Consider the following 13,759-nt stretch of genomic DNA (forward strand, 5'->3'; position numbering starts at 1 on the left):
CACGTTGGCATTTGGCTACCACACCTATCAAAAGAGATGGGTAAGCCCGAGGGATGGGATTATAACCACCGTTTTCCCGACAGAAAGAGACGCGTTTGTAACAGACGAGCTCGAAACGCGGAGCGTTTGAGCTTCGTCATTCGCCTTATTGATATAAATTAAATTTTTGTTTGGCTGTTGAGCAAACCGTGCACGATGCCCGTTGAACCGTGGGCGGCACGGCGCAGGCGATCATTGACGCCCAGCCAGTCGCCACCCTGCGGCGGCGCCTCGACCAGGATCACGTCGGCCCCCTGCCCGTCCATCGCGCGCAGCGCGGCGTACAGCGCGTGGGCGAAGCCGCCGGGCGCGGCCGGCAGGCGCAGTGCGGCGTGGGTGGCCGGCATGTCGTTCATGTGGATCAGGGCCACCTTGCGGCCGGCGCCGTGCAGCGCGGCCAGGGTGTCGAGCAGGGTTGCGTGCTCCTGCATCGCCACCGGCGTGTGTGGCGCGTAATGCGATTCGAGCGTGCCCGAGGCGCGCGGCGCCGCGGCGTCCGGCGCGGCCGGCACCTGGTCGATCACGGCGGCGATCGCCTCGGCACCGATCTGGCCTGGACGCAGCAGTACCGGGCCGTGCGTGTCCAGGCGCGACAAGTCGACGATGGTCGATTCGATGCCCACCTGCGAGGGGCCGCCATCGAGCACCATGGCCACGCTGCCATCGCTCCCGAATTCCTGCTGCACGTGCTCGGCCAGGGTCGGGCTGACGTGGCCGAATTTATTCGCCGACGGCGCGGCGATCCCGCCATTCCCGCCCTTGAACGCGCGCAGCAGCGCCAGCGCTACCGGGTGCGCGGGGCAGCGCAGGCCGACCGTGTCCTGGCCGCCGCTGACGGCGTCCGGGATGTTCGGGGCGCGCTTGAGGATCATGGTGAGCGGGCCTGGCCAGAAGGCGGCCGCCAGCGCTTGCGCCTGCGGCGGGATGTCGCAGGCCCAGTAGTCGAGCGGCGCCTCCGGCGCGAGGTGCACGATCACCGGATGGTCTTGCGGGCGGCCCTTGGCGGCGTAGATGGCGGCCACCGCCGCCGGATTCTCGGCGTCGGCGCCCAGGCCATACACGGTCTCGGTCGGGAAGGCGACCAGCTGGCCGGCCTCGAGGGCGCGGGCGGCCAGGTCGATCTGCTGCTGGTCCATCTTATTCCTCGATGCCCAGGATGGCGCAGGCGGCGCGCAGGCTGTCCTGCGCCGCTGCCAAGGTCGGCGCCACGAAGGTCACGTGGCCCATCTTGCGGCCGCGGCGCGGATCGTTCTTGCCGTACAGGTGCAGGTTGGCGCCAGGGAGCGCCAGCACCTGGTCCCAGGCCGGTTCACGGGCGGTATCGCTGCTTCCTTCGAACCACACGTCGCCCAGGATATTCAGCATCACGCTCGGCGAATGCTGGCGCACGTCGCCCAGCGGCAGGCGCGCCATCGCACGCACCTGCTGCGCGAACTGGCTGGTGATGCAGGCATCGATCGTGTAGTGGCCGCTGTTGTGCGGACGCGGCGCCATCTCGTTGACGACCAGCGTGCCATCTTCGAGCACGAAGAACTCGATGCACAGCACGCCCACGTAACCCAGCTGGGCGACGATGGCGCGCGCCGCGTCCTGCGCCTGCTGCGCGCAGGCCGCGGACACGTTCGGTCCCGGCACGGTGGTGGTGAACAGGATGCCGTCGCGGTGCACGTTCTCGGCGATCGGGTACACGACGGACTCGCCATCGTGGCCGCGCGCGGTCAGCACCGACACCTCATAGGCCAGCGGCAGCATCTTCTCGAGCAGGCAGGTCACGCCATCCATGCTGTCGAAGGCGGCGCGCACGTCCTCGCGCGAGCGCACGCGGACCTGGCCCTTGCCGTCGTAACCCATGCGCACGGTCTTGAGGATGCCCGGCAGCAGGTCGTCGCCAATGGCGTCGATATCGGCATGCGAGGCGATGGTCTTGTGCGGGGCCGGCATCACCTTCGATGCGGGCGCGCAGTCGACGAAGAATTTCTTTTCGAGGATGCGGTCTTGCGCGATCTGCACGCACAGGCTCGACGGCGCGACGAAACTGTCGGCGGCAAGCTGCGCCAGGCTGTCGGCGGGGACGTTCTCGAATTCGGTGGTGACGGCCGCGCACAGCGCCGCCAGTTCGGTCAATGCGGCGCCATTGGCGTAATCGCCTTCGATGGTGCGGTCGGCTACGTGGCCGGCCGGGCAATCGGCGCTCGGCTCGAGCACGGCGACCTTGTAGCCCATCGCCTGGGCGGCGTGGGCGAACATGCGGCCAAGCTGGCCGCCGCCCATCACGCCAAGCCAGGTCGACGGATCGGCGGATGGGAGGAACGGTTGAGTCATATTACTTATACGGGAAGAGTCATGGCCTGGGCGGTGGCGGTCTGGTCGCGGCGGAACTGCTCCAGCTTGTCGGCAAGAAGCTCGTCGCCCGCGGCGATGATCGCCACCGCGGTCAGGGCCGCGTTGGCGGCGCCGGCTTCGCCGATGGCGAAGGTCGACACCGGCACGCCCTTAGGCATCTGCACGATCGACAGCAGCGAATCCTCGCCGCGCAGGTATTTCGACGGCACCGGCACGCCCAGCACCGGCACGATGGTCTTGGCAGCCACCATGCCAGGAAGGTGGGCCGCGCCGCCGGCGCCGGCGATGATGGCGCGCAGGCCGCGGCTGCGCGCCTGTTCGGCATAGGTGAACATCTCGTCCGGCATGCGGTGGGCCGAGATCACTTGCGCTTCGAACGGCACGCCGAACTGCTTCAGGATGGCGACCGCGTTCTGCATCACGTCCCAGTCGGACGACGAACCCATGATCACGCCGACCAACGGCTTTGCTTGATCCGTCATCTGCTTACGCCTTCAGCTTCTCGCCGGTCAGGCGTTCGATGGCCTCGAAATACTTGGCCTGGGTTTTTTCGATGACGTCCGCCGGCAGCGCTGGCGCCGGTGCGGTTTTGCCCCAGTCGGTCAGGGTTTCCAAATAGTCGCGCACGAACTGCTTGTCGAACGACGGCGGCGACATGCCCGGCGCGTACGAGTCGGCCGGCCAGAAGCGCGACGAATCGGCGGTCAGGACTTCGTCCATCAGGTGCATCACGCCGTTTTCATCGAGGCCGAATTCGAACTTGGTATCGGCGATGATGATGCCCCTGGTGGCAGCATATTCGGCGGCGGCGCTATAGAGCTTGATACTAACTTCGCGCATCTTGGCGGCCAGCTCGGCGCCGATGCGCTGTTCCATTTCGGCGAACGAGATGTTTTCGTCGTGCTCGCCGATATCGGCCTTGGCGGCCGGGGTGAACAGCGGTTCCGGCAGCTTGTCGGCCTGGCGCAGGCCGGCTGGCAGCTGGATGCCGCAGATCGCGCCGCTTTGCTGATAGTCCTTCCAGCCCGAGCCGATGATGTAGCCGCGCACGACGGCTTCGACCATGATCGGCTTGAGGCGCTTGGCCACGACGGCGCGGCCGCGCACTTGCTCCACCTCGTTCTCGGCGACCACGCTTTCCGGCGCCACGCCGGTCAGGTGGTTTGGCACGATGTGGCCGAGCTTCTCGAACCAGAAATCGCTCATCTGGTTCAGCACCATGCCCTTGCCCGGGATCGGCTCGTTCATGACCACGTCGAAGGCCGACAGGCGGTCGGTGGTGACGATCAGGATCTTGTCGTCGCCGACGGCATAGTTATCGCGCACCTTGCCGTGACCGAGCAGTGGCAGGGACTGGATGGAGGATTGGTAGAGGCTGTTCATAGATGGGCTATCAGGAAAGCGGAAACCGGCGGAAAGGTCCGCCGGTTGAGAAAGTCAGGCCTGGTTGGCCTGTCCAATACGATATTTTACGTCAAAAAAGCCGGCAATCCGACTTATTGGACGATCTGCGCCAGCTCGCCGGCCTTGTAACGCTCGGCCATCTTCTCCAGCGGGATCGGCTTGATCTTGCCGGCCTGGCCTTCGCAGCCGAACGCCAGGAAGCGCGCCTTGCACACTTCCATCGCCGCTTCGCGCGCCGGCTTCAGGTAGTCGCGCGGGTCGAACTTCGACGGGTTCTGGAACATGTATTTGCGGATCGCGGCCGTCATCGCCAGGCGGATGTCGGTGTCGATATTGATCTTGCGGACGCCGTGCTTGATGCCCTCTTGAATCTCTTCGACCGGCACGCCATAGGTTTCCTTCATGTCGCCGCCGAATTCGCGGATGATGGCCAGCAGTTCCTGCGGCACCGACGACGAGCCGTGCATCACCAGGTGGGTGTTGGGGATGCGGGCGTGGATTTCCTTGATGCGGTCGATCGCCAGGATGTCTCCGGTCGGCTTGCGCGTGAATTTATAGGCGCCGTGCGAGGTGCCGATCGCGATCGCCAAAGCGTCGCACTGGGTGCGCTTGACGAAGTCGGCCGCCTGGTCGACGTCGGTCAGCAGCTGTTCGCGGGTCATCTTGCCGTCCGCGCCGTGGCCGTCTTCCTTGTCGCCTTGCATCGTCTCCAGCGAACCCAGCACGCCGAGTTCGGCCTCGACGGTCACGCCGATCGAGTGCGCGAACTTGACGACTTCTTTCGACACTTCGACGTTGTACTCATAGCTGGCGACGCTCTTGCCGTCGGCCTCGAGCGAACCGTCCATCATCACCGACGAGAAGCCCGAACGGATCGCGGCCATGCAGACGGCCGGCGACTGCCCGTGGTCCTGGTGCATGACGACCGGGATGTGCGGGTAGGCTTCGACGGCCGCGTCGATCAGGTGACGCAGGAAGGCTTCGCCCGCGTACTTGCGTGCACCGGCCGAGGCCTGCATGATGACCGGGCTGTTGGCAGCATCGGCGGCGGCCATGATGGCCTGCACCTGCTCCAGGTTGTTGACGTTAAATGCAGGCAGGCCATAACCGTTTTCGGCGGCGTGGTCCAGCAATTGACGCAATGATACGAGTGCCATGGTTGTACTCCAAAACAATAAAGAAACTTGTTCGGGAATCCCGAATGCCGAGCGCGGCGCCATCCGTCCTGGACGGCGCCGGGCAAATGTCGCTGTTCGCGTCTCAGGCTACTCGTTGATTCCCTTTAATCATATTCGCCAACGCGCACGATCTTGAGCGCATTGGTGCCACCGGCTTGTCCCATCGGCGAACCCCAGGTGACGACGATCAGGTCGCCCTTGCGTACGAACCCTTCTTTCATCAAGAGTTCCTCGGCCTTGCGCAGCACGGCGTGGCTGCCGCCTTCCTGCAGCAGGTGGAATGCTCGCACGTTGCGGTACAGCGATGCCTTGCGCTGCGTCGCCTGCAGCGGCGTCAGGGCGAAGATCGGGGTGTCGATGCTGTGACGGCTCATCCACAGGGCGGTCGAACCCGACTCGGTCAGCGCCACGATCGCCTTCACGGCCAGGTGGTGGGCGGTGAACAGCGTGCCATAGGCAATGGTCTGGTCGATGCGGGTGAACTGCTTGTTCAGGAAGTCGACGTCGATCTTGTTGTATTCGGACTGCTCGGCTTCGACGCAGATCGCGGCCATCATCTCGACGGTCTCGATCGGGTACTTGCCCGATGCGGTCTCGGCCGAGGTCATGACGGCGTCGGTGCCGTCCAGCACGGCGTTGGCCACGTCCGACACTTCAGCGCGGGTCGGCACGGCGTTGACGATCATCGACTCCATCATCTGGGTCGCGGTAATCGCCAGCTTGTTCGAATCGCGCGCCATGCGGATCATGCGCTTCTGCAGCGCCGGCACGGCGGCGTTGCCGACTTCGACGGCCAGGTCGCCGCGGGCAACCATGATGCCGTCCGACGCGTCCAGGATCTCTTGCAGCAGCGGAATCGCTTCGGCGCGCTCGATCTTGGCGATCATCATCGGCTTGTGGCCATACGGCTCGCCGGCGATGTTCGCCAGCTGGCGCGCCATTTCCATGTCGGTCGCGCTTTTCGGGAACGAGATGGCGAGGTAGTCGGCCTGGAAGCTCATCGCGGTCTTGATGTCTTCCATGTCCTTCGAGGTCAGCGCCGGCGCGGTCAGGCCGCCACCCTGGCGGTTGATGCCCTTGTTGTTCGACAGTTCGCCGCCAACCTTGACCGTGGTGTAGATCTCGTGGCCCACGACGCGGTCGACGATCAGGACGATCAGGCCGTCGTTCAGCAGCAGCTTGTCGCCCGGCTTGACGTCGCGCGGCAGCGCCTTGTAATCCAGGCCGACGCGTTCCTGGTTTCCCAGCTCGCCGTCATCGCCCCACTTGGCATCCAGGATGAAGCGGTCACCATTGGTCAAGAAGATCTTGCCTTCTTCAAACTTGCCGACGCGGATCTTCGGACCCTGCATATCGGCCATGATCGCCACTTCGCGGCCGCATTCTTCGGCGGCGCGCCGTATCAGGGCAGCACGATCGATATGGTCCTGCGCCTTCCCGTGCGAGAAGTTCAGGCGCACGACGTCGACGCCGGCGCGGATCATTTTGACGAGAATATCGAAGTCGGTCGAAGCAGGGCCGATGGTTGCGACGATCTTGGTGCCACGGTACATGGATTGTCCTTGTATAAAAACAAAGCGCAGACTGGCTGCGCTAGGGTCTCAGGCTAGTTCTAGTGAGCGCTGCGTTGCAGCAGGATGTCGACAGCTGGCAGGGTTTTTCCTTCCAAGAATTCCAGGAAGGCGCCGCCGCCGGTCGAGATGTAGCCGATCTGGTCGGCAATTTTATATTTTGCAATCGCAGCCAGGGTGTCGCCACCACCGGCGATCGAGAAGCCCTGGGACTGGGCGATGGCCAGCGCCAGGGTCTTGGTGCCCTCGGCGAACTGGTCGAATTCGAAGACACCGACCGGACCGTTCCAGACGATGGTGCCGGCCTTGGCGACCTGTTCGGCCAGCATGGCGGCGGTTTTCGGGCCGATGTCGAGGATCATGTCGTCGTCGGCCACGTCGGCGACGTCCTTGACGGTGGCGGCCGCGGTCGGAGCGAATTCCTTCGCGCACACGACGTCGACGGGGATCGGCACCTGGGCGCCGCGCGAGGACATCTTCTCGATGATGGCCTTGGCTTCATCGACCAGGTCGTTCTCGGCCAGCGACTTGCCGATGTTCAGGCCAACGGCCTTCATGAAGGTATTGGCGATGCCGCCGCCGACGACCAGGTTGTCGACCTTGTCGGCCAGGCTTTGCAGGATGGTCAGCTTGCTGGATACCTTCGAGCCGGCGACGATCGCCAGCAGCGGACGCTGCGGCTGATGCAGGGCTTTACCGAGGGCATCCAGTTCGGCGGCCAGCAGCGGGCCGGCGGCCACGATCGGGGCGAACTTGGCGATGCCGTGGGTGGTCGCTTCGGCGCGGTGGGCGGTGCCGAAGGCATCGTTTACGTAGACGTCGCACAGCTTGGCCATTTTTTGCGCCAGCTCGTCGCTGTTCTTCTTCTCGCCTTTGTTGACGCGGCAGTTTTCCAGCAGCACAACCGAGCCGGGGGCGACGTCGACGCCGTCCACCCAGTTCTGTTTCAATTCGACGGATTGGCCCAGCAGCTCGGACAGGCGCTTGGCGACCGGCGCCAGGCTGTCTTCCGGCTTGAATTCACCTTCGGTCGGACGGCCCAGGTGGGACGTGACCATCACCGCGGCGCCTGCTTTCACTGCAGCCTGGATCGCCGGCACCGAAGCGCGGATGCGCGTGTCTTCGGTGATATTGCCAGCGTCATCTTGTGGGACGTTCAGGTCAGCGCGGATAAAGACGCGCTTGCCTTGCAGCGCTTGTTGGTCGATCAGGTCTTGCAGGCGGGTGAAACGGAGAGCGTCCATTTGGTCGGCGTGGCAATAGTGAAAAAACGTCATTGTACATTAGCAGGCCTCGAAAAATCGTCGCGAGCGGCAGCGGTGGCGGTTGAGAAGCGCAGCTGTACGGATGTACAGCGAGCATCGCAAACCGGCACCGCAACGCGCAGCAGATTTTTCGGGGCCTGCTAGCCGGCGGGGCCGAAAACGTGCAGTACGCGGAGCGCAGTAAATACAAGCATGCCGAATAAAATCGTTAGCAGCATGTTACGACGCCACATATAAAAGGCAAAGGCGGCGACGCCGGCCAGCAGCTTCGGATTCGCCAGCGTGAACTGGACTTCTCCCTGCGTATCGATCAGGAAGTCGGGCCCGATGATGGCCGCCAGCGCGCAGGCCGGCGCGTAACGCAGCATTTCCTGCACCCGTGGCGGAATCGTCACGCGGTGGCCAATCATCCAGAACGAACTGCGGGTGGCGGCGGTGGCCACGCACAGCACGCCGATCACGACCCAGATTTCCCAATCAGCCACGGCGCACCTTCGCTTTCGCCAGCGTTTCTTCGATCACCATCGCGGTGACCATCCCCACCAGCACCGCCAGCAGCAGCCCCAGCTTGTACGGCAAGTCGTAGGCCAGCACCGAGATCGCGGCGGCCACCAGCACGCCGCACAGCGCCGCGTTATTGATCATCAGCGGCACCATGATGCACAGGATGGCCAGGGTGCCGGCAAAGCCGAGTCCCCATTCGGCCGGCACCGCGCTGCCAAGGAAGATGCCGATGCAGGAACCGATCTGCCAGGCGAACCAGTTCGGGTACATCAACCCTTTTAAATAGGACAGCTTGCCCGCTACCGGCTCCAGGGTCGGATAGCGCTGCAGGAAGAGCGCAACGGTCAGGTCGCCCGAGATATAACCAAGGTAAAAGCGCTGCCGCCACGGCAGATGGGCGAAATGCGGCCCCAGCAGCGCCGAAAAAATCACGAAACGCAGGTTGACCACCAGGGCGGTGGCGAAGATGACCCAGATCGGGGCCTGGGCGGCGATCAGCGGCAGCGAGGCCAGCTGGGCCGAGCCGGCGAACACCAATAAGGTCATGCCCAGCGCCTGCGGCACGGACAGGCCGCTCTTGACCATGGCGATGCCGACCACCAGGCCCCAGGCGGCAATGCCGAACAGGGTCGGCAGGCCGGTCTTGAAACCTTCGTTCCAGGCATCGCGGTTCGGCGCGTCGCCGATGGAGGCGGAAAGCTGGCCTGGCTTGTCGACCGCGCTCATGCGGCGCGCGGCACAGCACGCATCACGACAAAACGTGTGGCATTCTTGCAACGGCCAACAGGGATGTCGACGCAGGCGGCAGGCTTGAAACGGTCGGGCATGAAACGCATGGATGGATGTGGCGCGGGTCGGACGCTCAATATAACAGGCGTCGCTCTTGCTCTTTATGCTGAACGCATTATTTTACGGTCATTTCGGCAATAGAGCGAATCCGTTAAAATCCAGTCTTTGCCCAACTTGCCTGACGGAGAAACAGATGAATCAAAAGACGATGCCTGTGGTGGAGCTCACGGCCAAGGACCTGCCGGCCTATTGCCCCAACCCGGCAATGCCGCTGTGGTCCTCGCACCCGCGCGTCTTCCTCGACTTCGACCACCACGGCGAGGCCAAGTGCCCCTACTGCGGCACCCAGTATCGCCTGGCGCCGGGCACCGTGCTCAAGCACCACTGATTTTGCTCCCACGAGGCACTGCGGTGCCTCTTTTTTATGCACTACCCTACCCCCTCGTGGCTGCCTGGCGGCCACCTGCAAACGATCTATCCGGCGACCTGCATCGCCAAGCCGCCGGTCATCTATCGCCGCGAGCGCTGGCACAGCGCGGACGGCGACTTCGTCGACCTCGACTTCGTGGATGGCCAGCCCGGCCAGCCGCTGGTGGTGTTGTTCCATGGTCTGGAAGGCAGTTCGAACAGCCATTACGCCCGCGGCCTGATGGCGGCGCTGGCCACGCGCGGCTGGTCGGGCGTGGTGCCGCATTTTCGCGGCTGCTCCGGCGAAGCCAACCTGGCGCCGCGCTTCTATCACTCGGGCGACGCAGGCGAAGTCGACTGGATCGTCCGCAAGCTGCGCGCATCCCATGACGGCGCGCTGTATGCGGCCGGCGTCTCGCTGGGCGGCAACGCGCTGCTGCGGTGGCTGGGCGAATCGGGCCATGGCGCCGGGATCGTCGATGCGGCCTGCGCCGTATCGGCCCCGCTCGACCTGGCGCGCGGCGGCGAAGCGCTGTCGTCCGGCTTCAATATGCTGTACACCCGGATGTTCCTGCAGACGCTCAAGCCGAAATGTTTGGCGAAGCTGGAACAATTCCCTGGCCTGTTCGACCGCTCCGCCCTGCTCGCCGCGCGCGATCTGTATGCCTTCGACAACGTCGTCACGGCGCCCCTGCACGGCTACCGCGACACTGACGACTACTGGCATCGCGCCAGCGCCCGTCACGTGCTGCACGAGATCACCGTGCCGACCCTGGTGCTCAATGCCCGCAACGATCCCTTCCTGCCGGGCATTCACCTGCCGACGTCGGCATCGAGCGCGGTGACGCTCGAGTATCCCGAACAGGGCGGGCATGTCGGCTTTGCGGTCGGCCCGTTCCCCGGACGGATCGACTGGCTGCCGCAGCGCATCCTGCACCATTTCGACTCCGTCAATGGCACGCGCGCGCTGGCGCTCGCGGAACCGTGCGATGCTGCATAACACTATGGATGAAATCGTAAAACAGGCAATGGCCAAGTGGCCGAACGTGCCCCACTGCTACGGCTGGCTCGCGCTCGACGCGCGCGGCGGCTGGCGCATGCGCGACGAAGCGGCCCAGCGCGCCAACGCGGCGGGCGACCGCTTGAACAATCCCGCGCTGGTGGGTTTCATCAACCGCAACTACCTGCACGACGAGCTCGGCAACTGGTATTTCCAGAACGGGCCGCAGCGCGTGTACGTGAACCTCGAGGCCACGCCCTTCATCGCGCGCACCGATCCGCAGCAGGGGCTGGTACTGCAGACCGGGCAGGCGCTGGCCGATGTCGAGCGGGTCTGTCTGAGCGACGCCGGCGCGCTGGTGTTCGTGGCGGGCGAAACGGTGGCGCAGCTGGATGACCGCGACGTGGCCCAGGTACTGGGCCTGCTCGAGCTCGACGGCGCCGCGGCGTCGGACGAGGCGGTGATGGCGTGGCTGGAAAGTGGCGACCGGCGCCTGGTCCTGCCGTGGGCTGGCCGGCAGCTTGCCGTCGAGCGCGTAGTGGGCGAAGAGATACCGGCCAGGTTCGGATTCAACCGGACGCCGGCGCCGTAGGCGCGGTCAGCGCTCTTCGGCCTCTTCTTTCGCCTTCTTCTGTTTCTCCTGCAGTTCGCGCACGCGCGCATCGATCACGGCCTGGTCGTAGAACGACGCATCGCTGGCCTTGCGCGCCAGCTCGAGCTGGGCCATCGCCGCCGGCACGGCGCCGGCCAGCACGTACGATTCCGCCAGCGACATGTGCTGCAGCGCGATCTTGCCCTGCTTGGCATAGGTCCTGGCCAGCATGTCGTGCAGCTTGCGTTCTTCCCGATACTGCTGGGCCTGGTCGCGCAGGTACAGCGCCGCTTCATCGAAGCGGTCGGTCGCGATCAGGGCCTGTGCGTACTGGTGCGCGAGCGCGCGCGACAGCGGGTAGCGCTGGCGCGCCGCATCCGCTTCCTTGACCGCTTCTTCCAGCACGGACCTCGGCTGGCCCGGCGCCATCTTGATCTCCAGCGCCAGCCCGGCGAACATGGTCGCGCCATCACCCACGTTCGACGGCGCCACCGACAGCACCCCTTCGCGCGGCTTCATGGTCTCGATCGCCTTGTCGAGCCAGCGCTGGGCGCCGGCCAGGTCGTTCTCCTTGAGCGCCAGGTAGGACAGGCCATACTGGGCCCCGGCCTGCCACTGGCGGTGGGGCTGATCCCTGAGCTGGGCCTCGAAGGCGGTGCGCGTGTCGCGCCGGCCCTGCTCGCTCCCGTCCTGCAGGACGCGGGCGCGCGCCCGCACCAGATGAAAATCGAGGCTGTCGACGCGCTGCTTCTTGGGAATCTCGCGGATGCGCGCCTGCATGTCGGTGATGCGCTCCTGGGTCAGCGGGTGGCTGCTCAGGCTGGCCAGGCCGGGCGGCAGGTCGCCATACAGCCTGGAGGCGGCCTGCAGGCGCCGGAAGAAAGCGACGATGCCGGTGGTGTCGTAGCCGCCCGCCTCCATGATCTGGAAGCCGACGCGGTCGGCCTCGCGCTCGGCGTCGCGGCTGAAGTTCAGCTGGCGCTGCACGGCCAAGCCCTGGCCGCCCATCAGCACGCCCATGGCCGCATCCGAGCTGGCCCGGGCCGCCAGCGCCGCCAGGATCATCGACGCCAGCGGCAGCAGGACGTCCTGGCGCTGCTGGCTGATCCTGCGCGCGATATGGCGCTGGGTGACGTGGCCGATCTCGTGCGCCATCACGCCGGCCAGTTCCGATTCGGTCTGGGCCGCGATGATCAGGCCCGAGTGGGCGCCGATGAAGCCGCCCGGCATCGCGAACGCGTTCAGGGCCGGATCGCGCACGGCGAAGAAGTGAAAGTCGGCATTGGTCTCGCCGCGCGCGCCGGGCACGGCGGCGACCAGGCCGTTGCCGAAATTGTTCAGGTATTCGGAGATCGGCTCATCGTCGAGGTAATCGCGATCGCGCCGGACGTCGCGCATGAACTCCTCGCCCAGCTTGCGTTCGACGACGGGCGACAGGTCGCCGCGCGCGGTGTCGCCGAGCGTGGGCAGGCGGGTCGAATCGGGCCGCCTGAACACGTCGGACTGCGCTGCGACGGGGAAGGCGGTCGCCATGCACAGGGCCATGACGGACAAGGAGGAGCGCCAGCGGCGCGCCATTGCTGGACGGACGACGGATTTCACGGTGCTATCATACCTGCATCCGCGTGCATGTTGCTGCTCAGCGAACCTTTTTGTAATCCGAACACACCGACCGAGTAATGACGAATCCAATCCCCACCGCAGACCACTTGACCCACTTCGACGCCACCGGCCAGGCCCATATGGTCGACGTCGGCGCGAAACAGGACACGCACCGCACCGCGGTGGCGGCCGGGACCATCCGCATGAAGCCGGAGACGCTGGCCTTGATCACCTCGGGCAATGCCAAGAAAGGTGATGTGATCGGGATCGCGCGCATCGCGGCGATCATGGCGTCCAAGCGCACCAGCGACCTGGTGCCGCTGTGCCATCCGCTGCCGATCACGCGCGTGGCGGTGGATTTCGAGATCGACGAGGCGGCCAATAGCGTGCATTGCCGGGCGCAGGTGGAAACCATTGGCAAGACCGGCGTCGAGATGGAAGCGTTGACGAGTGTGCAGGTAGGCTTGCTGACCGTGTACGACATGTGCAAGGCGGTCGATCGAGGGATGGTGATGACCAATGTGCGGGTCATGGAGAAGCATGGCGGCAAAAGCGGGGATTGGACGGCGGATATCGACGCCTGAGCAGTTCGACAACTTGCCCAATGCTGTAGACAACGTCAATACTCGGCCTATACTGATGGGCGACGCGCAATGCGTCTTTCTCCACTCCAACCTGCTATCTGCCCGAGAGGATGTGTCATGACGACCGCATACCCGCAGTTCACCGCAGCGACTGTCCAGCTGAACGCCCTGCCCTATCAAGATACATTCCTGAAGATCGCCAACGTCTACGCGGATTCGACCCGCGCCAGCCTGGAGCAGCTCTGGATCAGCTCGTCCAAGATCATCATGGAAGAGACAATGAAGGCCTTCATCTCCGCCTCGCAGTCGTGTGCCGAAGCCTTGACCAGGAATGCCGTGTCGGTCCAGCAACAGTCATTCAGCCGGCTCATCAGCGCCAACCAGAAGGCGGTCGAGATCATGGGCCAGAGTTTCGCCGACGCCATGGCGGGCGGCTGGAAACCGGCGCGCTGAGCGCTGCGCTCCATCATCGTCATTCAA

At 64.9% G+C, this 13,759-nt stretch carries 15 protein-coding genes; 5 read left to right on the forward strand and 10 right to left on the reverse strand.

Features of this window, described 5'->3' with window-relative positions; translation table 11 throughout:
- Positions 1–158: 158 nt before the first annotated feature.
- From J3U95_RS11025 to J3U95_RS11065, 9 genes are all read right to left on the reverse strand, one after another.
- Positions 159–1,175 (reverse strand): L-threonylcarbamoyladenylate synthase, encoded by a 1,017-nt coding sequence (locus J3U95_RS11025; RefSeq protein ID WP_208278646.1) that lies wholly within the window; start codon positions 1,173–1,175, stop codon positions 159–161.
- 1 nt (position 1,176) lies between these two features.
- Positions 1,177–2,361: a 5-(carboxyamino)imidazole ribonucleotide synthase gene (locus J3U95_RS11030; RefSeq protein WP_208278647.1), complete on the reverse strand. Its 1,185-nt coding sequence runs from the start codon at positions 2,359–2,361 to the stop codon at positions 1,177–1,179.
- Between the two features lie 5 nt (positions 2,362–2,366).
- The gene (purE, locus tag J3U95_RS11035) at positions 2,367–2,864 is read right to left on the reverse strand and encodes a 5-(carboxyamino)imidazole ribonucleotide mutase (RefSeq protein ID WP_208278648.1); all 498 of its coding nucleotides are present in this window, start codon (positions 2,862–2,864) and stop codon (positions 2,367–2,369) included.
- Between the two features lie 4 nt (positions 2,865–2,868).
- On the reverse strand, positions 2,869–3,765 hold the full coding sequence (locus J3U95_RS11040) for a phosphoribosylaminoimidazolesuccinocarboxamide synthase (RefSeq protein ID WP_208278649.1): 897 nt from the start codon (positions 3,763–3,765) through the stop codon (positions 2,869–2,871).
- 113 nt (positions 3,766–3,878) lie between these two features.
- Positions 3,879–4,943 carry a class II fructose-bisphosphate aldolase gene (gene fba / locus J3U95_RS11045; protein WP_208278650.1) on the reverse strand — a complete coding sequence of 355 codons (1,065 nt, stop codon included), beginning with the start codon at positions 4,941–4,943 and terminating at the stop codon, positions 3,879–3,881.
- 125 nt (positions 4,944–5,068) lie between these two features.
- Positions 5,069–6,517 (reverse strand): pyruvate kinase, encoded by a 1,449-nt coding sequence (gene pyk / locus J3U95_RS11050; protein WP_208278651.1) that lies wholly within the window; start codon positions 6,515–6,517, stop codon positions 5,069–5,071.
- A 59-nt stretch (positions 6,518–6,576) separates the two neighbouring features.
- On the reverse strand, positions 6,577–7,779 hold the full coding sequence (locus J3U95_RS11055; RefSeq protein ID WP_208278652.1) for a phosphoglycerate kinase: 1,203 nt from the start codon (positions 7,777–7,779) through the stop codon (positions 6,577–6,579).
- A gap of 161 nt (positions 7,780–7,940) precedes the next feature.
- A complete protein-coding gene (locus tag J3U95_RS11060; RefSeq protein WP_208278653.1) occupies positions 7,941–8,285 on the reverse strand; it encodes an AzlD domain-containing protein in 345 nt (114 codons plus the stop codon).
- Positions 8,278–9,030 carry an AzlC family ABC transporter permease gene (locus J3U95_RS11065; protein WP_208278654.1) on the reverse strand — a complete coding sequence of 251 codons (753 nt, stop codon included), beginning with the start codon at positions 9,028–9,030 and terminating at the stop codon, positions 8,278–8,280. Before J3U95_RS11065 ends, J3U95_RS11060 begins: the two co-directional genes overlap by 8 nt.
- 256 nt (positions 9,031–9,286) lie before the next feature.
- On the opposite strand from J3U95_RS11065, the gene J3U95_RS11070 reads away from it, so the two are divergent.
- From J3U95_RS11070 to J3U95_RS11080, 3 genes are read left to right on the forward strand one after another with little or no spacing between them, the layout of a single operon-like run.
- Positions 9,287–9,481 carry a zinc-finger domain-containing protein gene (locus J3U95_RS11070; protein ID WP_005664989.1) on the forward strand — a complete coding sequence of 65 codons (195 nt, stop codon included), beginning with the start codon at positions 9,287–9,289 and terminating at the stop codon, positions 9,479–9,481.
- A 36-nt stretch (positions 9,482–9,517) separates the two neighbouring features.
- Positions 9,518–10,501 carry a YheT family hydrolase gene (locus tag J3U95_RS11075; protein ID WP_208278655.1) on the forward strand — a complete coding sequence of 328 codons (984 nt, stop codon included), beginning with the start codon at positions 9,518–9,520 and terminating at the stop codon, positions 10,499–10,501.
- 4 nt (positions 10,502–10,505) lie between these two features.
- Complete coding sequence (locus tag J3U95_RS11080) at positions 10,506–11,093, forward strand: DUF2946 family protein (RefSeq protein WP_208278656.1); 588 nt, start codon at positions 10,506–10,508, stop codon at positions 11,091–11,093.
- Between the two features lie 6 nt (positions 11,094–11,099).
- Here J3U95_RS11080 and J3U95_RS11085 read toward each other — a convergent pair whose 3' ends face one another.
- Complete coding sequence (locus J3U95_RS11085; protein ID WP_208278681.1) at positions 11,100–12,671, reverse strand: beta-barrel assembly-enhancing protease; 1,572 nt, start codon at positions 12,669–12,671, stop codon at positions 11,100–11,102.
- 101 nt (positions 12,672–12,772) lie between these two features.
- Here J3U95_RS11085 and moaC point away from each other — a divergent pair, with 101 nt between their 5' ends.
- Entirely contained in the window at positions 12,773–13,279 is a 507-nt protein-coding gene (moaC, locus tag J3U95_RS11090; protein WP_208278657.1) for a cyclic pyranopterin monophosphate synthase MoaC, read from the forward strand.
- A gap of 117 nt (positions 13,280–13,396) precedes the next feature.
- Positions 13,397–13,732 (forward strand): hypothetical protein, encoded by a 336-nt coding sequence (locus tag J3U95_RS11095; protein ID WP_208278658.1) that lies wholly within the window; start codon positions 13,397–13,399, stop codon positions 13,730–13,732.
- Positions 13,733–13,759 lie beyond the last annotated feature (27 nt).

The sequence above is a fragment of the Massilia oculi genome, assembly GCF_017582745.1.
Classification (GTDB): domain Bacteria; phylum Pseudomonadota; class Gammaproteobacteria; order Burkholderiales; family Burkholderiaceae_D; genus Telluria; species Telluria oculi_A.

What these genes read in the sequence shown, in the direction of transcription:
- J3U95_RS11025 (WP_208278646.1), bottom strand. Translation starts at nt 1,175, where the DNA reads ATGGACCAGCAGCAGATCGACCTGGCCGCCCGCGCCCTCGAGGCCGGC.
- J3U95_RS11030 (WP_208278647.1), bottom strand. Translation starts at nt 2,361, where the DNA reads ATGACTCAACCGTTCCTCCCATCCGCCGATCCGTCGACCTGGCTTGGC.
- purE (WP_208278648.1), bottom strand. Translation starts at nt 2,864, where the DNA reads ATGACGGATCAAGCAAAGCCGTTGGTCGGCGTGATCATGGGTTCGTCG.
- J3U95_RS11040 (WP_208278649.1), bottom strand. Translation starts at nt 3,765, where the DNA reads ATGAACAGCCTCTACCAATCCTCCATCCAGTCCCTGCCACTGCTCGGT.
- fba (WP_208278650.1), bottom strand. Translation starts at nt 4,943, where the DNA reads ATGGCACTCGTATCATTGCGTCAATTGCTGGACCACGCCGCCGAAAAC.
- pyk (WP_208278651.1), bottom strand. Translation starts at nt 6,517, where the DNA reads ATGTACCGTGGCACCAAGATCGTCGCAACCATCGGCCCTGCTTCGACC.
- J3U95_RS11055 (WP_208278652.1), bottom strand. Translation starts at nt 7,779, where the DNA reads ATGGACGCTCTCCGTTTCACCCGCCTGCAAGACCTGATCGACCAACAA.
- J3U95_RS11065 (WP_208278654.1), bottom strand. Translation starts at nt 9,030, where the DNA reads ATGAGCGCGGTCGACAAGCCAGGCCAGCTTTCCGCCTCCATCGGCGAC.
- J3U95_RS11070 (WP_005664989.1), top strand. Translation starts at nt 9,287, where the DNA reads ATGAATCAAAAGACGATGCCTGTGGTGGAGCTCACGGCCAAGGACCTG.
- J3U95_RS11075 (WP_208278655.1), top strand. Translation starts at nt 9,518, where the DNA reads ATGCACTACCCTACCCCCTCGTGGCTGCCTGGCGGCCACCTGCAAACG.
- J3U95_RS11080 (WP_208278656.1), top strand. Translation starts at nt 10,506, where the DNA reads ATGGATGAAATCGTAAAACAGGCAATGGCCAAGTGGCCGAACGTGCCC.
- J3U95_RS11085 (WP_208278681.1), bottom strand. Translation starts at nt 12,671, where the DNA reads ATGGCGCGCCGCTGGCGCTCCTCCTTGTCCGTCATGGCCCTGTGCATG.
- moaC (WP_208278657.1), top strand. Translation starts at nt 12,773, where the DNA reads ATGACGAATCCAATCCCCACCGCAGACCACTTGACCCACTTCGACGCC.
- J3U95_RS11095 (WP_208278658.1), top strand. Translation starts at nt 13,397, where the DNA reads ATGACGACCGCATACCCGCAGTTCACCGCAGCGACTGTCCAGCTGAAC.